The organism is Pseudomonas sp. GW821-FHT09C09, assembly GCF_059418105.1.
In genome coordinates, this window is sequence record NZ_JBWKPF010000008.1 from 292,187 (window position 1) to 312,517 (window position 20,331).

Consider the following 20,331-nt stretch of genomic DNA (forward strand, 5'->3'; position numbering starts at 1 on the left):
AGAAGAGGCGCAGGCCAGTGCCTGCGACAGAGGCGGCAGTTTGAACCTCGCTCACCGCGCCTGACAACCCTCGGTTGTACGATCTTCAACGGATTGCACGCTTGCGTGAGTGTGCGCAGTGACAGGCGCCCTCAATCACAGGATAATGCCGCATCTTTTTTCGACGGCTCTGCCTTGCGGGCCTGTCGATACGTTTGCTTGTTTGGCCGCCTTAGCCTGACAACCCTGGAGTGTCTGGTTTGATCGTCTTCCGTTATCTGTCCCGCGAAGTCCTGTTGACCCTGAGTGCGGTAAGCGCCGTGCTGCTGGTCATCATCATGAGCGGTCGCTTCATCAAATACCTTGCCCAGGCCGCTGCGGGCCAGCTCGATCCGGGATCGCTGTTCCTGATCATGGGCTACCGTCTGCCGGGTTTCATGCAGTTGATCCTGCCACTGGGCCTGTTCCTCGGGATCCTTCTGGCGTACGGCCGGTTGTATCTGGAAAGCGAAATGACCGTGCTGTCGGCCACTGGCATGAGCCAGCAGCGCCTGTTCCGCATGACCCTGTTCCCGGCCACGCTGGTGGCATTGGTGGTGGCATGGCTCAGCCTGAGCCTGGCCCCGCAAGGCGCCAACCAGTTCCAGCTGCTGCTGAACAAGCAGGACGCCCTGACCGAGTTCGATACCCTCGAGCCGGGCCGTTTCCAGGCGTTGCGCGACGGCACCCGGGTGACCTACACCGAAACCCTGAGCGACGATCGGGTCAACCTGGGCAGCGTGTTCATTTCGCAGAAAAACCTTGGTGCCAACCAGGCGGATCGCGGGATTTCCGTGCTGGTGGCCGAAAAAGGCCGGCAGGAAGTCCGTCCTGACGGCAACCGTTACCTGATCCTGCACAACGGCTACCGCTACGACGGCAGCCCGGGACTGGCCAACTACCGTGCCATCCATTACGAAACCTATGGCGTGCTGCTGCCAAAGCCTGATGTCAGCGAGGAAGTCACTGATCGTGACGCGATGCCGACCTCGACCCTGCTGGCCAGCGACGACATTCGCGCCAAGACCGAGCTGCAATGGCGCCTGTCGCTGCCGCTGCTGGTATTTATCGTGACCCTGATGGCGGTGCCGCTGTCGCGGGTCAATCCGCGCCAGGGGCGCTTCCTCAAGTTGCTGCCGGCGATTCTTCTTTATATGGCTTACCTGACCATCCTGATTGCCGCCCGCGGCGCCCTCGAAAAAGGCAAGATCCCGGCGAGCCTGGGTCTGTGGTGGGTGCACGGGATCTTCCTGGCCATCGGCATCGGCCTGCTGTACTGGGAACCGCTGCGCCTGAAAATGGCCAGCCGTCGCAGCGCTGCGCTGGAGGTGGCCCGTGGTTAAACTCGACCGCTACATCGGCAGCAGCGTGTTCATCGCGATCATCGCGGTGCTGGCGATCATTCTTGGCCTGGCCACCCTGTTTGCCTTCATCGACGAAATGGGCGACGTCAGCGAAACCTACACGCTGGTCGATGTGCTGAGCTTTGTACTGCTGACCGCACCGCGCCGGCTCTACGACATGCTGCCGATGGCGGCGCTGATCGGCTGCCTGATCGGTCTCGGCAGTCTGGCAAGCAGCAGCGAACTGACCGTCATGCGCGCGGCTGGTGTGTCCATCGGACGCATCGTCTGGGCGGTGATGAAGCCGATGCTGGTGCTGATGCTGGCCGGCGTGCTGATCGGTGAATACGTTGCGCCGGCCACCGAAAGCATGGCCCAGGCCAATCGTTCGCTGGCTCAGGGCAGCGGTGACGCACAGAGCGCCAAGCACGGTATGTGGCACCGTCAGGGTGACGAGTTCATCCATATCAACGCCGTTCAGCCCGATGGGCTGCTGTATGGCGTGACCCGTTATCACTTCGACAAAGAGCGTCATCTGCAGAGTTCGAGCTTCGCCAAGCGCGCCGAGTTCGACGGCAAACGCTGGCAGCTCACCGATGTCACCACCACGCTGTTCCACGAACGCAGCACCGAAGTCGTCAACAAGCCGACTGAAGACTGGGATGTTTCCATCAGTCCGGAACTGTTGAATACCGTGGTCATGGCGCCGGAAGCGCTGTCGATCAGCGGCCTGTGGGGTTATATCCATTACCTGGCGGATCAGGGGCTGAGCAATGGCCGTTACTGGCTGGCGTTTTGGGTCAAGGTGTTGCAGCCGCTGGTGACCGCTGCGCTGGTGCTGATGGCGATCTCCTTCATTTTCGGCCCGTTGCGTTCGGTGACCCTGGGTCAGCGAGTGTTCACCGGTGTGCTGGTGGGGTTCACCTTCCGGATCGTCCAGGATTTGCTGGGTCCATCCAGCCTGGTGTTCGGCTTCTCGCCGCTGTTCGCGGTGCTGGTTCCGGCCGGCGTCTGTGCGCTGGCGGGTGTCTGGTTGCTGCGTCGAGCCGGTTGATGAACAAGGTTTCACCCTTGCTCCAGCCTTGAAAACGCCCCGGTCGCCAGATCGGGGCGTTTTTGCATGCAATCCGGGTGACAGGCGAACGTGACGCTTGCGCCGTGTATCAGGTACAATTCCCGGCTATTTTTCGGCGGGCCAAGCCTGCAGCCTTTTTGAGTGTTGATCCGTGAGTGATTTGAGTCATATCCGCAATTTCTCCATCATCGCCCACATTGACCATGGCAAGTCGACGCTGGCTGACCGATTCATCCAGATGTGCGGTGGCCTGGCCGAGCGTGAAATGGAAGCCCAGGTACTGGATTCCATGGAGCTGGAGCGCGAACGCGGGATCACCATCAAGGCCCACAGCGTTACCCTCTATTACAAAGCCAAAGACGGCGTCACCTACCAGCTGAACTTCATTGACACCCCGGGCCACGTCGACTTCACCTACGAAGTCAGCCGTTCCCTGGCCGCGTGTGAAGGCGCCTTGCTGGTGGTCGACGCGGGTCAGGGCGTTGAAGCCCAGTCCGTGGCCAACTGCTACACCGCCATCGAGCAAGGCCTCGAGGTCATGCCGGTACTGAACAAGATCGACCTGCCACAGGCCGAGCCGGACCGCGTCAAGGACGAGATCGAGAAGATCATCGGCATCGACGCCACCGACGCCGTCACCTGCAGCGCCAAGACCGGCCTGGGTGTCGACGAAGTGCTCGAACGTCTGGTCGCGACCATTCCTGCGCCGACCGGCAACATCGAAGATCCGCTGCAAGCGTTGATCATCGACTCCTGGTTCGACAACTACCTGGGCGTTGTCTCCCTGGTGCGCGTGCGTCATGGCCGCGTGAAGAAGGGCGACAAGATTCTGGTGAAATCCACCGGCAAGGTCCATCTGGTCGACAGCGTCGGTGTTTTCAACCCGAAACACACCGCCACCGCTGACCTGAAGGCCGGCGAAGTGGGCTTCATCATCGCCAGCATCAAGGACATTCACGGTGCACCGGTCGGTGACACCCTGACCCTGAGCTCGACGCCGGATGTTCCGGTACTGCCGGGTTTCAAACGCATTCAGCCACAGGTTTACGCCGGTCTGTTCCCGGTCAGCTCCGACGACTTCGAGGACTTCCGCGAAGCGCTGCAGAAGCTGACCCTGAACGACTCGTCGCTGCAGTACACCCCGGAAAGCTCCGACGCCCTGGGCTTCGGCTTCCGTTGCGGCTTCCTCGGCATGCTGCACATGGAGATCATCCAGGAGCGCCTGGAGCGCGAATACGACCTGGACCTGATCACCACGGCGCCGACGGTAATCTTCGAACTGGTGCTGAAAACCGGTGAAACGATTTACGTCGACAACCCGTCGAAGCTGCCGGACGTGTCGTCGATCGAAGACATGCGCGAGCCGATCGTGCGGGCCAACATCCTGGTACCGCAGGAGCACCTGGGCAACGTCATCACCCTGTGCATCGAAAAACGCGGTGTTCAGGTCGACATGCTGTTCCTCGGCAATCAGGTCCAGGTGACCTACGACCTGCCGATGAACGAAGTGGTCCTGGACTTCTTCGATCGTCTGAAATCCACCAGCCGCGGCTATGCTTCGCTGGACTACCATTTCGATCGTTACCAATCGGCTAATCTGGTGAAACTGGACGTGCTGATCAACGGCGACAAGGTCGATGCCCTGGCGTTGATCGTGCACCGTGACAATTCGCACTTCAAAGGTCGCCAGTTGACCGAGAAGATGAAAGAACTGATTCCTCGTCAGATGTTCGACGTGGCCATCCAGGCTGCCATTGGCGGTCAGATCGTCGCCCGGACAACCGTCAAGGCGCTCAGAAAGAACGTATTGGCCAAATGCTACGGCGGTGACGTCAGTCGTAAGAAGAAACTGCTCGAGAAGCAAAAGGCCGGTAAGAAACGCATGAAGCAGGTCGGCAACGTGGAAATTCCACAAGAAGCCTTCCTTGCTGTGCTCAGGTTGGAATAGTCAGGTCCTATGTCACTAAATTTCCCGCTGTTGCTGGTTATCGCCGTGTTCGTCTGCGGCCTGTTGGCGTTGCTCGATCTGTTGATCCTGGCACCGCGTCGGCGCGCCGCCATCGCTTCCTATCAGGGCAGCGTCAGCCAGCCTGATGTGCTGGTGGTGGAGAAGCTGAACAAGGAACCGCTGCTGGTCGAATACGGCAAGTCGTTCTTCCCGGTGCTGTTCATCGTGCTGGTGCTGCGTTCGTTCCTGGTGGAACCGTTCCAGATTCCGTCCGGCTCGATGAAACCGACCCTGGACGTCGGCGACTTCATTCTGGTGAACAAGTTTTCTTACGGGATCCGTCTGCCGGTGATCGACAAGAAAGTCATCGAAGTCGGTGATCCGCAACGCGGCGATGTGATGGTGTTCCGCTACCCGAGCGACCCGAACGTCAACTACATCAAGCGTGTGGTTGGCCTGCCGGGCGACACGGTGCGTTACACCGCCGACAAGCGTCTGTTCGTCAATGGCGAGTCGATTGCCGAGCAACTGGTCGGCTCCGAACCGGGCACCCTCGGCAGCGCGGAACTCTACAAGGAAAAACTCGGTGCCGCCGAGCATTTGATCCGCAAGGAAATGAGCCGCTACCGCGCCACGCCGGACCATACCTGGACCGTGCCGGCCGGGCACTACTTCATGATGGGCGACAACCGCGACAACTCGAACGACAGTCGCTACTGGGATGACCCGAACATTCCCAAGGATCTGCTGGGCATGGTTCCCGACCAGAACATCGTCGGCAAGGCCTTCGCGGTCTGGATGAGCTGGCCGGAACCGAAACTCAGCCACCTGCCGAATTTCTCGCGGGTCGGCCTGATCAAGTAAACAATCACGGCGCTGTTGACCACAGCGCCGAATGCATTTCTGGCGTCGGCACAACCGGCTCCGGGGCATGAAGCCACGATATTCAGGACGTCATTTTTGAACACAGCGTTAATTGTCCCAGGCCTGCGCCGTATCCCGGCGATGGCGGTGGAATCCAGCCACGAACTCAGCGTGGTCAAACCGTGAGCGTTTCTCTCAGCCGTCTCGAGCGTCAGCTCGGTTACACCTTCAAGGACCAGGAACTGATGGTCCTGGCCCTCACGCACCGCAGCTTTGCCGGACGCAACAACGAGCGTCTGGAATTTCTCGGCGATGCGATCCTCAACTTCGTCGCCGGTGAAGCCCTGTTCGAGCGCTTCCCGCTGGCCCGCGAAGGCCAGTTGTCGCGTCTGCGTGCACGTCTGGTGAAGGGCGAGACCCTTGCGGTATTGGCCCGTGGTTTCGATCTGGGCGAATACCTGCGCCTGGGTTCCGGTGAGCTGAAAAGCGGCGGTTTCCGTCGCGAGTCGATTCTGGCCGATGCCCTGGAAGCGCTGATCGGTGCGATCTACCTCGACGCCGGCATGGAAGTCGCCCGCGAGCGCGTCCTGGCCTGGCTGGCCGGCGAGTTCGAAGGTCTGACGCTGGTCGATACCAACAAGGATCCGAAGACCCGCCTGCAGGAATTCCTGCAATCGCGCGGTTGCGAGCTGCCACGCTACGAAGTCGTGGATATCCAGGGCGAACCGCACTGCCGTACCTTCTTCGTCGAGTGCGAAGTTGTCCTTTTGAATGAAAAAAGCCGGGGTCAGGGTGTGAGCCGTCGCATTGCCGAACAGGTAGCGGCCGCCGCAGCACTGATTGCCCTGGGTGTGGAGAATGGCAATGACTGATACAAACGCAACTCGCTGTGGCTACGTTGCCATCGTCGGCCGTCCGAACGTGGGCAAGTCCACGCTGCTGAACCACATCCTCGGCCAGAAGCTCGCGATCACCTCGCGCAAGCCGCAGACCACTCGCCACAACATGCTCGGGATCAAGACCGAAGGCGACGTGCAGGCGATCTACGTCGACACCCCTGGCATGCACAAGGGCGGTGAAAAGGCCCTGAACCGCTACATGAACAAGACCGCTTCGGCGGCGTTGAAAGACGTCGACGTGGTGATCTTCGTGGTCGACCGCACCAAGTGGACCGAAGAAGACCAGATGGTCCTGGAGCGCGTGCAGTACGTGACCGGCCCGCTGATCGTCGCGCTGAACAAGACCGACCGCATCGAGGACAAGGCCGAGCTGATGCCGCATCTGTCCTGGTTGCAGGAACAGCTGCCGAACGCGCAGATCATCCCGATTTCGGCGCAGCAGGGGCACAACCTCGACGCGCTGGAAAAGGTCATCGCCGATCACCTGCCGGAGAACGATCACTTCTTCCCGGAAGACCAGATCACCGACCGCAGCAGCCGCTTTCTCGCTGCCGAACTGGTTCGCGAGAAGATCATGCGTCAGCTCGGTGCAGAGCTGCCGTACCAGATCACCGTGGAGATCGAAGAGTTCAAGCAACAGGGCGCGACCCTGCACATCCATGCATTGATCCTCGTCGAACGCGACGGCCAGAAGAAAATCATCATTGGCGACAAGGGCGAGCGCATCAAGCGCATCGGCACCGAGGCGCGCAAGGACATGGAGCTGCTGTTCGACTCCAAGATCATGCTCAACCTGTGGGTCAAGGTGAAAGGCGGCTGGTCCGACGACGAGCGCGCGCTGCGTTCGCTGGGTTACGGCGATCTGTAACACCGGTTTTTTGCTACATCAAAGAACCCACTGTGGGAGCGGGCTCGCCCGCGAATGCGCAGTATCAGTCGACATATACTTTGACTGGTTTACCGCTTTCGCGAGCAAGCCCGCTCCCACAGTAGTTTTAGGTTGTGTGTAAAACTGCGTTTCGTCATCGAGATCTCAATGTCGCAAAGCCCACCTCCCGCCCAACCCGCCTACGTCCTGCATTCGCGCGCCTACCGCGAAACCAGTGCATTGGTGGACTTCCTCACGCCGCAAGGTCGGCTGCGGGCGGTGTTGCGCAGTGCGCGGGGCAAGGCAGGAACACTGGCGCGACCATTCGTGCCGCTGGAAGTGGAGTTTCGCGGCAAGGGTGAGTTGAAGAACGTCGGGCGCATGGAAAGCGTCGGTAACGCGACGTGGATGGTCGGCGAGGCGCTGTTCAGCGGTCTCTATCTCAACGAGTTGCTGATCCGTCTGCTGCCGGCCGAAGACCCTCATCCCGCAGTGTTCGATCACTACGCAGCCACTTTGCTGGCCTTGGCCGAAGGCCGGCCACTGGAACCTCTGCTGCGCTCCTTCGAATGGCGCCTGCTCGACGACCTCGGCTATGGCTTTTCCCTGAGCACCGACATCAATGACGAGCCTATCGCTGCGGACGGTCTCTATCGCTTGCAGGTGGACGCCGGACTCGAGCGGGTCTACCTGCTGCAACCCGGTCTGTTCAACGGCACCGAGCTGCTGGCCATGGCCGAAGCCGACTGGTCAGCCCCCGGCGCGTTGTCCGCCGCCAAACGCTTGATGCGTCAGGCATTGGCCGTGCATCTGGGCGGACGTCCTCTCGTAAGTCGCGAACTGTTTCGCAAACCGTAGCCCCGTGTATGCTGTGCGCCGAATCTTTCCCTTCAGGAGCGCATCCGTGACCACCAGCAATCGCATTCTTCTTGGCGTGAACATCGACCACGTCGCCACCCTGCGTCAGGCTCGGGGCACGCGCTATCCGGATCCGGTCAAGGCTGCGCTGGACGCGGAAGAGGCGGGTGCCGACGGCATCACCGTGCACCTGCGTGAGGACCGTCGCCACATTCAGGAGCGCGACGTGCTCTTGCTCAAGGATGTGCTGCAAACCCGCATGAACTTCGAAATGGGCGTCACCGAAGAAATGATGGCCTTCGCCGAGCGCATCCGTCCGGCGCACATCTGCCTGGTACCGGAAACCCGTCAGGAGTTGACCACCGAAGGCGGTCTGGACGTGGCGGGGCAGGAGGAGCGGATCAAGGCTGCGGTGGAGCGGCTGTCGAAGATCGGCAGCGAAGTGTCGCTGTTCATCGACGCTGACGAGCGGCAGATCGCTGCTTCGAAGCGGGTCGGCGCACCGGCCATCGAACTGCACACCGGGCGCTATGCCGATGCTGAAACACCGACCGAAGTGGCCGAAGAGTTGAAGCGTGTGGCGGACGGCGTGGCGTTTGGTCTGGCCCAGGGCTTGATCGTCAACGCCGGCCACGGTCTGCACTACCACAACGTTGAAGCCGTGGCGGCGATCAAGGGCATCAATGAACTGAACATCGGTCACGCGCTGGTGGCGCATGCGTTGTTCGTCGGCTTCAAGTCGGCGGTTTCGGAGATGAAGGCGCTGATTCTGGCAGCCGCCAAACACTAAGCATCAACACAGACACTGTGGGAGCCAGCTCCCACAGTGTCTATCAGAGCGGCGGGTTTTCCTGCGCCGGTTTGGACTTGTCGATCCCCGGCACATGCAGATTGCCTTCGGCGACCTGATCGCCCTCGAGTTGCGGCTGGGTCACCCAGGTCAGGATGTCGTAGTATCGACGGATGTTCGCCACGAAGTGCACCGGTTCGCCGCCACGGGCGTAGCCATAGCGGGTCTTGCTGTACCACTGCTTCTGCGACAGTCGTGGCAGCATCTTCTTCACATCCAGCCACTTGTCCGGATTCAGGCCTTCCCGGGACGCCAATTTGCGCGCGTCATCCAGGTGGCCGCTACCGACGTTGTAGGCAGCCAGTGCAAACCACGTACGATCCGGTTCCTGGATCGAGTCATCCAGTTGATCCTTCATGTACGCCAAATACTTCGCGCCGCCCATGATGCTCTGCTTCGGATCGAGGCGGTTGGACACGCCCATGGCCTGCGCAGTGTTCTGGGTCAGCATCATCAGGCCGCGTACACCGGTCTTCGACGTGACGGCCGGTTGCCACAGCGATTCCTGATAACCGATGGCCGCCAGCAGGCGCCAGTCGACTTTCTCTTTCTTGGCGTAAGTCTTGAAGTGTTGTTCGTACTTGGGCAGGCGCTGTTGCAAATGCTGGGCGAAGGTCGTGGCGCCCATGTAGCCGAGGACGTCGACGTGGCCGTAGTAGCGGTCCTTCAGACGTTGCAGGGTGCCGTTCTTCTGCACCTTGTCCAGATAGCTGTTGATCTCGTTGAGCAGGCTGTTGTCTTCGCCGGCGGCCACCGCCCAGCTCTGGCTGCGGGCATCGCCAAGGTCGAAGGCGACGCGGATGTTGGTGAAGTACACCTGGTTCATCGCCACTTCGTTGGAATCGACCAGGGTCAGGTCGATCTGGCCTTCATCGACCATGCGCAGCAGGTCGACCACCTCGACGGCGTCGGACTCTTCGTATTCGATCCCGGGATATTTCTGTTTCAGCTCGGCGAGCTGGTCGGCGTGGGTGCTGCCCTTGAGCACCATGATCTTTTTGCCGACCAGTTCACTGGCGTCGGTCGGCCGGGACTGGCCGTTGCGATAGATGATCTGCGGGGTGACTTCGAGGTAGGAATGGGAGAACCGAACCTGCTTCTTGCGCTGATCGCTGCTGACCAGGCCGGCGGCGGCCAGCACCGGGCCGTTGGGCTTGCCGATCTGGTCGAACAGGTCGTCGAGGTTGTCGGCGGTCTCGATCTTCAGTTCCACCCCCAAATCGTCGGCGAAGCGCTTCACCAGCTCGTATTCGAAGCCGGTCTCGCCGCTGCGATCCTGAAAGTAGGTGGCGGGGCTGTTACGGGTGATCACCCGCAGCACACCATCCTCCTTTACGCGCTCGAGTGTGTTGGGTTTATCAACACAGCCACTGAGCATCAGGAAGAGTCCGGTAGCGATCAGCCATTTGGCGTACCGCGGACGCAAAGCCGTTGGGGAAAACATGTGCGCAGTATACGCAAAGCGCAACGGGCGCCATATCTCGACAGTGGAGGGGTAGTCTGCTAGCGATTGAAAAAGCACCCGCAACCCCGCAGGAATGGGGCCGGACAGCATTTTGTGACAGAAAAAATAAGCTGTTGTCTCGCAGGCTCTAAATCTGACTTCAGAGGCAGAAACACAGATTGAGGTCCGAGTGCAACCGTGCGTAGCGTTTCGGGTGATGTTGAGGGCGGTTTAGGCTAGAATGCACGGCCTCAAAGCACACCCCTTCCCGAGGCTGTCCCGAAGATGTTGATCCTGCGCGGCGCTCCTGCCCTTTCTGCCTTTCGCCACAGCAAACTCCTTGAGCAACTGAGCCAGAAGGTTCCAGCTGTAAGTGGCCTGTATGCTGAATTCGCTCACTTCGCCGAAGTCACCGGCGTCCTGACCGGCGACGAACAGCAGGTGCTTGCGCGCCTTCTGAAGTACGGTCCAAGCGTTCCGGTTCAAGAGCCGACCGGTCGTCTGTTCCTGGTGTTGCCGCGTTTCGGCACCATCTCGCCATGGTCGAGCAAGGCCAGCGACATCGCCCGCAACTGCGGCCTGAGCAAGATCCAGCGCCTGGAACGCGGTATCGCGTTCTATGTGGCCGGTCAGTTCAGCGACGCCCAGGCGCAGCAGATCGCCGACGTACTGCATGACCGCATGACCCAGATCGTTCTGGGCAACCTCGAACAGGCTGCCGGTCTGTTCAGCCACGCCGAGCCGAAGCCGCTGACCGCCATCGACATCCTCGGCGGTGGTCGCGCCGCGCTGGAGAAGGCCAACGTCGAGCTGGGCCTGGCCCTGGCCGAAGACGAAATCGACTACCTGGTCAACGCCTTCAATGGCCTCAAGCGCAACCCGCACGACATCGAACTGATGATGTTCGCCCAGGCCAACTCCGAGCACTGCCGCCACAAGATCTTCAACGCCAGTTGGGATATTGACGGCGAGAGCCAGGAAAAAAGCCTGTTCGGCATGATCAAGAACACCTATCAGATGCACAGCGAAGGCGTGCTGTCCGCTTACAAGGACAACGCTTCGGTAATCGTCGGCAACGTTGCCGGCCGCTTCTTCCCGGATCCGGAAACCCGCCAGTACGGCGCGGTGCAGGAGCCGGTGCACATCCTGATGAAGGTTGAAACCCACAACCACCCGACCGCGATCGCACCGTTCCCGGGCGCATCCACCGGTTCCGGCGGCGAGATCCGCGACGAAGGCGCGACCGGCCGTGGCGCCAAGCCGAAGGCCGGCCTGACCGGTTTCACCGTGTCGAACCTGCAGATCCCGGGCTTCGAACAGCCGTGGGAAGTGCCGTACGGCAAGCCTGAGCGCATCGTCAATGCGCTGGACATCATGATCGAAGGCCCGCTGGGCGGCGCCGCGTTCAACAACGAATTCGGTCGTCCGGCCTTGACCGGCTACTTCCGTACCTTCGAACAGTCGATCACCACCCCGCACGGTGACGAAGTTCGCGGTTATCACAAGCCGATCATGCTGGCTGGCGGCATGGGCAACATCCGTGAAGAACACGTCAAGAAAGGCGAGATCGTCGTCGGCTCCAAGCTGATCGTTCTGGGCGGCCCGGCGATGCTGATCGGTCTGGGCGGCGGTGCTGCCTCCTCCATGGCCACCGGCACCAGCTCGGCGGATCTGGACTTCGCCTCGGTTCAGCGTGAAAACCCTGAAATGGAACGTCGCTGCCAGGAAGTCATCGACCGTTGCTGGCAGCTCGGCGACAAGAACCCGATCAGCTTCATCCACGACGTGGGTGCGGGCGGTCTGTCCAACGCCTTCCCGGAGCTGGTCAACGACGGCGACCGCGGTGGCCGTTTCGAACTGCGCAACATTCCAAACGACGAGCCGGGCATGGCCCCGCACGAAATCTGGTCCAACGAATCCCAGGAACGTTACGTTCTGGCAGTCGGACCGGCCGACTTCGAGCGCTTCAAGGCGATCTGCGAACGTGAGCGTTGCCCGTTTGCCGTCGTCGGTGAAGCCACCGCCGAGCCGCAACTGACCGTGACCGACAGCCACTTCGGCAACAACCCGGTGGACATGCCACTGGAAGTTTTGCTGGGCAAGGCGCCGCGCATGCACCGGTCGGTGGTTCGTGAAGCCGAGCTGGGCGATGACTTCGATCCGTCGAACCTCGACATCGGCGAAAGCATCGAGCGCGTTCTGCACCACCCGGCCGTGGCGAGCAAGAGCTTCCTGATCACCATCGGCGACCGCACCATCACCGGCCTCGTGACCCGTGACCAGATGGTCGGCCCATGGCAGGTTCCGGTGGCCGACGTGGCCGTCACCGCCACCAGTTTCGACGTCTACACCGGTGAAGCGATGGCGATGGGCGAGCGCACTCCGCTGGCGCTGCTGGACGCTCCGGCGTCGGGCCGCATGGCCATCGGCGAAACCCTGACCAACATTGCCGCCTCGCGCATCAACAAGCTCTCCGACATCAAACTGTCGGCGAACTGGATGTCCGCTGCAGGCCACCCGGGTGAAGACGCGCGTCTGTACGACACCGTGAAAGCGGTCGGCATGGAACTGTGCCCCGAGCTGGGCCTGACCATTCCGGTGGGCAAGGACTCCATGTCCATGGCTACCCGCTGGAACGACAACGGTGAAGACAAGACTGTCACCTCGCCGATGTCCCTGATCGTGACCGGTTTCGCGCCAGTGGCTGACATCCGTCAGACCCTGACTCCGGAACTGCGCATGGACAAGGGCACCACCGACCTGATCCTGATCGACCTCGGTCGCGGCCAGAACCGCATGGGCGCCTCGATCCTCGCTCAGGTTCACGGCAAGCTCGGCAAGCAGGCTCCGGACGTCGATGACGCCGAAGACCTGAAAGCGTTCTTCGCCGTAATCCAGGGCCTCAACGCCGACGGTCACCTGCTGGCGTACCACGACCGTTCCGACGGTGGTCTGCTGACCTCCGTGGTGGAAATGGCCTTCGCCGGCCACTGCGGCCTGAGCCTGAACCTCGACAGCGTTGCGGAAAACGCCGCTGAAATCGCCGCCATCCTGTTCAACGAAGAACTGGGTGCGGTGATCCAGGTTCGCCAGGACGCCACCCCGGACATCCTCGCGCAATTCAGCGCGGCCGGTCTGGGCGACTGTGTTTCCGTGATCGGTCAGCCGATCAACAACGGCCAGATCAACATCACCTTCAACGGTGACACCGTGTTCGAAGGCCAGCGTCGTCTGCTGCAGCGTCAGTGGGCCGAGACCAGTTACCAGATCCAGCGGCTGCGCGACAACGCCGACTGCGCCCAGCAGGAATTCGATGTACTGCTGGAAGAAGACAATCCGGGCCTGAGCGTCAAGCTGAGCTACGACGTCAACCAGGACATCGCCGCGCCTTACATCAAGAAAGGCATCCGCCCACAGGTTGCCGTGCTGCGTGAGCAGGGCGTCAACGGTCAGGTGGAAATGGCGGCCGCGTTCGACCGCGCCGGTTTCAACGCGATCGACGTGCACATGAGCGACATTCTGGCCGGCCGTGTCGACCTGAACGAGTTCAAAGGCCTGGTGGCCTGCGGTGGTTTCTCCTACGGCGACGTACTCGGCGCCGGTGAAGGCTGGGCCAAGTCCGCACTGTTCAACAGCCGTGCCCGCGATGCGTTCCAGGGTTTCTTCGAGCGTAACGACAGCTTCACCCTCGGCGTGTGCAACGGTTGCCAGATGATGTCCAACCTCCACGAACTGATCCCGGGCAGCGAGTTCTGGCCGCACTTCGTGCGCAACCGCTCCGAGCAGTTCGAAGCGCGCGTGGCAATGGTGCAAGTCCAGGAATCGAACTCGATCTTCCTGCAGGGCATGGCCGGTTCGCGCATGCCGATCGCCATCGCTCACGGTGAAGGCCATGCCGAATTCGAAAGCGAAGAGGCACTGCTCGAAGCCGATCTGTCCGGTTGCGTGGCGATGCGTTTCGTCGACAACCACGGCAAGGTCACCGAAGCCTACCCGGCCAACCCGAACGGTTCGCCGCGCGGGATCACCGGCCTCACCAGCCGCGACGGTCGCGTGACGATCATGATGCCGCACCCGGAGCGTGTGTTCCGCGCCGTGCAGAACTCGTGGCGTTCGGAAGACTGGAACGAAGACGCTCCGTGGATGCGCATGTTCCGTAACGCTCGTGTGTGGGTGAACTAAGCGCTGTGTACAAGCTCGCGTTTTTTGTTCCCGACAGCCATGTCGAGGTGGTCAAGGATGCTGTGTTCGCTGCCGGTGGTGGGCGGATCGGTGACTATGACCACTGTGCGTGGCAGGTGCTTGGTACGGGTCAGTTTCGGCCTCTGGACGGGAGTCAGCCGTTCATTGGTCAGGCTGGGCAGGTTGAGCGGGTTGAGGAGTGGAAGGTTGAGCTTGTCGTTGGTGATGAGTTGATTCGTGGGGTGGTGGGGGCTTTGAAGTCGAGCCATCCTTACGAGACGCCGGCTTATGAAGTGTGGCGGCTGGAGGATTTTTGATCTTCTGATCGCAGTTGTGGAAAACCCGCTGAGAGTGATTTCAGCGGGTTTTTTGTTGCCTGCGATTTTTTCTGTAGATGCTGTGGGCGATGATCCGGCTTTCCAGTGACGGGTATTGATAGGCGTCAGAATTTTTACTGCAAGCTAATAAACCCACCATTTTTCCTACCGCTTTTTCAGGTTGTCCCTCGGAAATCACATCCCTACCTTGGCGTGCTCGTTGTTGAAACAATCGCCAGGATCCGAGGTTTAAAATGGAATTGCTTGATGTAGTCACTCCTCGCATCAATACGAGTACTGGATTGGGGCAGGCTTTGATTTCGATGTTCAAATCGGTCGAAGCAGAGTTGATGCAAGAGAACGCTGTTCCCGGCGCGGTGAAGATCATTGTGTTCGGAGGGTGCGCAGTTCATCTCTATACAAATCACCGCATTTCCATCGATGTTGACGCTGAGATTTATGAAGCTTGCATTCCTGACGGGCTAGATCTTCAAGCCCTGCTCGCGCAGGTCCCGGAACCTTTTATGGACGAGCGATCAGCTCGAATGATGGAACTGAACTATGACCTGCAATACAACACGAGTTTTGGTCCGATTCATGAGGACTACTGGGCACGTAGTATCCCGCTTTCGGAGTTTTCAGAGATGTCTCCACTACAGGTCCACATTGCAGCACCTGTCGATGTCGCTATAACAAAGCTTGGCAGGGCCACTGATCATGACATTGGGGACATCAACGCGCTTCTTCGATCCGGTTACATTCTGTCCAGTGAATTCCGGCGTCTGGCATTGCAGGCCATTGATGTATATGTTGGCAACAAAGAGCCGCCCACCTCGGTGCTGACCAATATTTTGCAGGACTACCTGGAGGAATCAGATGTTGAAGTCATTTGACGATCACGTCCTTTCATCCGCATTGGACACTTTGGTCAGAAGTCCTCTGGATCAGGCTGATGGCGTAGCGTTGGTGAATGCGGCCAAAGAAGTCTGGTATTCAGAGTCGAATCTTGAGAATGAGGTCAAAACCTTCCTTGCGTTTCATTGCGATGAAACCGAGCGCCGTCGGGCGGCTTATCTGCTTGAGCGATTCACTCGTTTTGCTTGCGTATCGGATAACCGCGTAATGGAAACGCTTCACGCGCTTGAGCTTTTCACCCATTCAACACCCAAGCAGAACGTAACACCTCAAAAAGCGGTTTCTTTACGCAATCGTTGTGATGAGTTGGCTGTCGCTTGGGGATTGAAAGAAAGCCTGGGTTTGAAAGTTCAGACACTCATGCCATTCCAGACCCGGCACTACGAGGAAGAACAGCGAGGAAAGCTGTCTTGAGGTTAATGCGTGTAAACAAGAGACCCGGCCTAGGCCGGGTCTCTTTGTAATCGCTTCAAGTCAAAACTTGATGGCAACCATCAGACTTTCGCACTCACCTCACTCCGATTAACCAGCCCCTCCAACGCCGCACTCAAGCTCTGCGCCCGCTCGCCCACCAGCAAGTGCCAAACGCCATCCTCCAGCGCGCTCACACCCAGGCACCCCAGTTCTTTCAATCGTGTTTCCGACAGCGCCTTGCCATCGGCCAGTTGCAGGCGAATCCGGCTCATGGCGATGCAGTCGAGTTGCAGGACATTGTCGCTGCCACCCAGGGCGGTCAGCCATTGCTGTGCCAGCGGTGTGGCGACTGCAACCGGTTCGATGGTTTCGATGACGGCAACAGGTGCAGCCACTACGGCACGGCCCAACGCCGGCATCGCCAGGCGAATCTCATCGGCAATGCTGTCGGCCATCGGCCCGACAACCACCTGCAAACTCCCACCCTTGCCCGGACGCACAACGGCCATCGCGCCCAGCGCTTTCAAGTCCGCGTCGGAGGCTTTGTTGCGATCGACCATCTCCAGACGCAGACGAGTCGTGCATGCGCCGACGGTGACCAGATTCTCCGCACCACCGAGTGCCTTGATGTAAGCCCCGGCGCGTTCGTTTTCGGTCAGTACCGCTTTGTCTGCGGTGGCAACGTCTTCACGCCCCGGCGTCTTCAGGTTGAAGCGACGGATACAGAAATCGAACACCGCGTAATAGATGACCGCATAAGCGAGACCCACCGGCACCACCAGCCAACCGTTGGTGGACTTGCCCCAGCCGAGCACCATGTCTATGAAGCCGCCGGAGAAGGTGAAGCCCAGATGAATGTTCAAGGCGTTGGTGATTGCCATCGACAGGCCGGTCAGGAGCGCATGCACCAGATACAGCAGCGGTGCGAGGAACATGAAGGCGAATTCGATCGGTTCGGTGACGCCGGTCAGGAATGAAGTCAGGGCCATCGACAGGAAGATCCCGCCCATCACCTTGCGTCGTTCCGGCAGGGCGTTGCGGTACATCGCCAGGCAGGCGGCGGGCAGGCCGAAGATCATCATCGGGAACATGCCGGTCATGAACTGGCCGCCCTTCGGATCGCCTGCGAAGTAGCGTGAAAGGTCGCCAGTCACCAGCGCGCCTGTGGTCGGGTCGGTGAAGTTGCCGAACACGAACCACGCCATGTTGTTGAGGATGTGGTGCAGGCCGGTGACGATCAGCAGGCGGTTGAACACGCCAAAGACGAAGGCGCCGAAGCTGCCGCTTTCCATCATCAGGCTGCCGAAGCTGTTGATGCCGTGCTGGATCGGCGGCCAGATGTAGCCGAACAACACGCCCAGACCGACCGCCGCGAAACCGGTGACGATCGGCACGAAACGCCGGCCGCCGAAGAACGCCAGGTACTCCGGCAACTTGATGTCCTTGAAGCGGTTGTACAGCGCGCCGGCCATCAGGCCGCTGACGATCCCGGCGAGCATGCCCATGTTGATGCTGGCGTCGAGCACCTTCAGCGTGGAGATCATCACGAGATAGCCGATCACCCCGGCAAGGCCGGCGGTGCCGTTGTTGTCCTTGGCGAAGCCCACCGCGATGCCGATGGCGAAGATCATCGCCAGGTTGGCGAAGATCACTTGGCCGGCGTCGTGGATGATCGCGATGTTCAAGAGGTCGGTGTCGCCCAGGCGCAGCAACAGGCCGGCGATCGGCAGGATCGCGATCGGCAGCATCAGCGCCCGGCCGAGGCGTTGCAGGCCTTCGATGAAGAGTTGGTACATGGCGTTTGTCCTTGTTGTTTTTGTTAGCGCAGAGGCCAATGTTGATGACAGGCGTGACGCACCGCGGCGGCGCTGCTCAGCTTGAGCAAGTCCCGGGCGAGGCGTTGGCATTCGGCTTCGTGCAGTTGGCGCACGCGATCCTTGATTTCACCAATTTGTACCGGGCTCACCGACAGCTCTGTCACGCCCAGGCCGATCAACACCGGCGTCGCCAGTGGATCGGAAGCCAGGGCGCCGCACACGCCGACCCAGCGTTTATGCACCGCAGCGCCTTCGCAGGTCATGGCGATCAGGCGCAGCAGCGCCGGGTGCAGGGCATCGACCCGTGCGGCGAGGCCGGCGTGGTCGCGGTCCATGGCCAGGGTGTATTGCGACAGATCGTTGGTGCCGATGGACAGGAAGTCCGCGTGTTCGGCCAGTTGTTCGGCCTGCAGCGCGGCGGCCGGTACTTCGATCATCACGCCGATTTCCGGACGTTGATTGATGCCGAGTTCCAGGCACAGCGCATCGACCCGCTGGCGGATGTGCAGCAGTTCGTCGACCTCGGTGACCATCGGCAGCAGGATCCGGCAGCGCTGCAACGGGCTGACTTGCAGCAGGGCGCGCAGTTGCTGGTCGAGGATTTCCGGACGGGCCTGTGCCAGACGAATACCGCGCAGACCGAGTACCGGGTTGGCCTCCACTGGCAGCGGCAGATAGTCGAGTTGTTTGTCGCCACCGACGTCGATGGTACGGATGATCACCGACTTGTCGCCCATGGCATCGATCACCGCTTGATAGGCGGCGCGCTGTTCTTCGACATCCGGCGCGGTGTGGCGATCGACGAACAGGAACTCGGTGCGCAGCAGGCCGACGCCATCGGCGCCATTGGCAAACGCATCCGCCGCTTCATGGCTGGAGGCGACGTTGGCGACCACTTCGATGGCCACGCCGTTGCGGGTTTCGGCCGGCAGATGGGCTTTGGCTTGCTGGGCGTCGCGACGTTGCTGACGGTCGATCTGCGCTTGTTGGACTTCGGCCAGACGCTCGGCATTCGGCGTCAGTTCGAGGCGTCCGCCGTCGGCATCGAGCACCACCGATTGACCTTGAGTTTGATCGAGCAGCGCCGAGCCCAGTGCGACCATGCACGGCAGGCCTTTGCCCCGGGCCAGAATCGCCACGTGGGAAGTCGCCCCACCTTCGGCCATGCACAAACCGGCGACGCCTTGCGCGCTCAATTGCAGCAGGTCCGAAGGTGTCAGTTCGTGGGCGGCAACGATGGCGCCGGCCGGCACTTCGTAATGCCAGGCTTCACTAAGCAGGGCGCGCAGCACCCGTTGTTTCAAATCGCGCAGATCGTTGGCGCGTTCGGCCAGTAGCGGGCTGCCGGTGTTTTGCAGCACTTCGCATTGCGTATCGATGGACTGACTCCAGGCGTGAGTCGCCGCAGTGCCGGTTTCGATCGATTGCTGCGCGGCGTCGAGCAGGGCCGGGTCTTCCAGCAACGCCAGGTGCGCGGCGAAGATTGCTTCTTCGTCGGCATTGCGCTGTTTTTTCGCCTGGGCGAGGGTGCCGTCGATTTCGCTGCGAACCTGATTCAGCGCCGTGTCGAGGATCTGCAATTGTTGCTCGGGCTGATGATTGCCAGCGTCCGCCGGCAGGCTGATCGCGTTCAGGCGAAACAGCGGGCCGCCGACCAGACCCGGTGCTGCGCAAACACCGTGCAACACGCCAGCCTCGGCCGGTCGATTGCGTGGGGCGGCAGCAACCGGTGCAGCGGCGTGATGATCCTCCGGCAGGGCGGTGGCCAGTGCAGTGAGCAGGGCTTGCAACGCCGCTTGCGCGTCGGAACCCTGGCAACTGACTTGCACTTCGTCCTGTTCGCCAATCGCCAGGCCCATCAAACCGATGAGGCTGTTGCACGGCGCCGATTTGCCGGCGAAATGCAGCTTCGACTGGCTCTTGAAGCCTTGCGCCGTCTGGCGGATCAACGCCGCCGGACGTGCATGCAGACCGCCACGATGAGCGACCCGCACATGACCGTGAACTTCCGGGCCGCCGGATTCTTCCGCATTCGCCGCGGTGCCGTGACGGGCGACGATGTGCAGCAGCGGTTCGCCGACTTTCACCGTTTTCAGAGTGATGGGACGCGCCTGGAAATCCTGGCTGTTGGTCAGGATCAGCAGGCTGACCAGGCTTTTGCACTGGCGGCCGACCTTGTCCAGGTCATAGCGCAGCAATGGCTGGCCACTGCTGACCCGCGTGCCTTCCTTGACCAGCATCGAAAAACCTTCGCCCTGCAACTCGACGGTATCGAGCCCCAAGTGCAGGAGGATTTCCGCGCCGTTGTCGGCACGCACAGTCACTGCATGGCCGGTGCGAGCGACGTGGATCACCACACCGGCGCAGGGCGAATACAAGGTGTCGTTCAGCGGATCGATGGCAATGCCGTCGCCCATCGCGCCGCTGGCGAACACCGCGTCCGGAACTTTGGCGAGCGTGAGCACCGGGCCGCTGAGCGGGGCGCTTAAAGTCAGCTCTTTATTGTTGTTGTGCATGGC

The 20,331-nt window shown here is 60.7% G+C and carries 15 protein-coding genes; 12 read left to right on the plus strand and 3 right to left on the minus strand.

Annotated features, from left to right (window positions below; genetic code table 11):
* Window positions 1–239 precede the first annotated feature (239 nt).
* From lptF to pdxJ, 8 genes are all read left to right on the plus strand, one after another.
* Window positions 240–1,361, plus strand: coding sequence for an LPS export ABC transporter permease LptF (gene lptF / locus AC07NR_RS24315; RefSeq protein ID WP_432218688.1), 1,122 nt, complete (start codon window positions 240–242; stop codon window positions 1,359–1,361).
* Complete coding sequence (gene lptG / locus AC07NR_RS24320) at window positions 1,354–2,415, plus strand: LPS export ABC transporter permease LptG (protein WP_305836765.1); 1,062 nt, start codon at window positions 1,354–1,356, stop codon at window positions 2,413–2,415. Before lptF ends, lptG begins: the two co-directional genes overlap by 8 nt.
* 172 nt (window positions 2,416–2,587) lie before the next feature.
* Window positions 2,588–4,384, plus strand: a complete 1,797-nt coding sequence (gene lepA / locus AC07NR_RS24325; protein ID WP_085729729.1) for a translation elongation factor 4 — start codon at window positions 2,588–2,590, stop codon at window positions 4,382–4,384.
* Window positions 4,385–4,393: 9 nt separating this feature from the next.
* Window positions 4,394–5,248: a signal peptidase I gene (gene lepB / locus AC07NR_RS24330; protein WP_065261873.1), complete on the plus strand. Its 855-nt coding sequence runs from the start codon at window positions 4,394–4,396 to the stop codon at window positions 5,246–5,248.
* A 182-nt stretch (window positions 5,249–5,430) separates the two neighbouring features.
* A complete protein-coding gene (rnc, locus tag AC07NR_RS24335; RefSeq protein ID WP_085711665.1) occupies window positions 5,431–6,120 on the plus strand; it encodes a ribonuclease III in 690 nt (229 codons plus the stop codon).
* Window positions 6,113–7,015 (plus strand): GTPase Era, encoded by a 903-nt coding sequence (gene era, locus AC07NR_RS24340; protein ID WP_011332590.1) that lies wholly within the window; start codon window positions 6,113–6,115, stop codon window positions 7,013–7,015. Before rnc ends, era begins: the two co-directional genes overlap by 8 nt.
* Window positions 7,016–7,183: 168 nt before the next feature.
* Entirely contained in the window at window positions 7,184–7,873 is a 690-nt protein-coding gene (recO, locus tag AC07NR_RS24345) for a DNA repair protein RecO (RefSeq protein ID WP_265812239.1), read from the plus strand.
* Window positions 7,874–7,919: 46 nt separating this feature from the next.
* Complete coding sequence (pdxJ, locus tag AC07NR_RS24350; protein ID WP_038357694.1) at window positions 7,920–8,663, plus strand: pyridoxine 5'-phosphate synthase; 744 nt, start codon at window positions 7,920–7,922, stop codon at window positions 8,661–8,663.
* Between the two features lie 43 nt (window positions 8,664–8,706).
* Here pdxJ and mltF read toward each other — a convergent pair whose 3' ends face one another.
* A complete protein-coding gene (mltF, locus tag AC07NR_RS24355) occupies window positions 8,707–10,167 on the minus strand; it encodes a membrane-bound lytic murein transglycosylase MltF (protein WP_305836762.1) in 1,461 nt (486 codons plus the stop codon).
* Window positions 10,168–10,452: 285 nt separating this feature from the next.
* Here mltF and purL point away from each other — a divergent pair, with 285 nt between their 5' ends.
* The 4 genes from purL to AC07NR_RS24375 all read left to right on the plus strand — a co-directional run bounded on the left by purL (window position 10,453) and on the right by AC07NR_RS24375 (window position 15,995).
* Window positions 10,453–14,349, plus strand: coding sequence for a phosphoribosylformylglycinamidine synthase (purL, locus tag AC07NR_RS24360; protein ID WP_495079641.1), 3,897 nt, complete (start codon window positions 10,453–10,455; stop codon window positions 14,347–14,349).
* 5 nt (window positions 14,350–14,354) lie between these two features.
* Window positions 14,355–14,666, plus strand: coding sequence for an NGG1p interacting factor NIF3 (locus tag AC07NR_RS24365; protein WP_495079642.1), 312 nt, complete (start codon window positions 14,355–14,357; stop codon window positions 14,664–14,666).
* 254 nt (window positions 14,667–14,920) lie between these two features.
* The gene (locus AC07NR_RS24370; protein WP_495079643.1) at window positions 14,921–15,559 is read left to right on the plus strand and encodes a DUF6036 family nucleotidyltransferase; all 639 of its coding nucleotides are present in this window, start codon (window positions 14,921–14,923) and stop codon (window positions 15,557–15,559) included.
* A complete protein-coding gene (locus AC07NR_RS24375; protein WP_305836758.1) occupies window positions 15,543–15,995 on the plus strand; it encodes a hypothetical protein in 453 nt (150 codons plus the stop codon). The genes AC07NR_RS24370 and AC07NR_RS24375 overlap by 17 nt, the downstream gene beginning before the upstream one ends.
* Before the next feature lie 80 nt (window positions 15,996–16,075).
* On the opposite strand, the gene nagE is transcribed toward AC07NR_RS24375, so the two are convergent.
* Window positions 16,076–17,791 (minus strand): N-acetylglucosamine-specific PTS transporter subunit IIBC, encoded by a 1,716-nt coding sequence (gene nagE, locus AC07NR_RS24380; RefSeq protein WP_495079644.1) that lies wholly within the window; start codon window positions 17,789–17,791, stop codon window positions 16,076–16,078.
* 23 nt (window positions 17,792–17,814) lie between these two features.
* A complete protein-coding gene (gene ptsP, locus AC07NR_RS24385) occupies window positions 17,815–20,328 on the minus strand; it encodes a phosphoenolpyruvate--protein phosphotransferase (RefSeq protein ID WP_495079645.1) in 2,514 nt (837 codons plus the stop codon).
* Window positions 20,329–20,331 lie beyond the last annotated feature (3 nt).

Coding starts and splice junctions, on each gene's coding strand:
- lepB (WP_065261873.1), top strand. CDS start 4,394: ATGTCACTAAATTTCCCGCTGTTGCTGGTTATCGCCGTGTTCGTCTGC.
- era (WP_011332590.1), top strand. CDS start 6,113: ATGACTGATACAAACGCAACTCGCTGTGGCTACGTTGCCATCGTCGGC.
- recO (WP_265812239.1), top strand. CDS start 7,184: ATGTCGCAAAGCCCACCTCCCGCCCAACCCGCCTACGTCCTGCATTCG.
- mltF (WP_305836762.1), bottom strand. CDS start 10,167: ATGTTTTCCCCAACGGCTTTGCGTCCGCGGTACGCCAAATGGCTGATC.
- purL (WP_495079641.1), top strand. CDS start 10,453: ATGTTGATCCTGCGCGGCGCTCCTGCCCTTTCTGCCTTTCGCCACAGC.
- AC07NR_RS24370 (WP_495079643.1), top strand. CDS start 14,921: ATGGAATTGCTTGATGTAGTCACTCCTCGCATCAATACGAGTACTGGA.
- AC07NR_RS24375 (WP_305836758.1), top strand. CDS start 15,543: ATGTTGAAGTCATTTGACGATCACGTCCTTTCATCCGCATTGGACACT.
- nagE (WP_495079644.1), bottom strand. CDS start 17,791: ATGTACCAACTCTTCATCGAAGGCCTGCAACGCCTCGGCCGGGCGCTG.
- ptsP (WP_495079645.1), bottom strand. CDS start 20,328: ATGCACAACAACAATAAAGAGCTGACTTTAAGCGCCCCGCTCAGCGGC.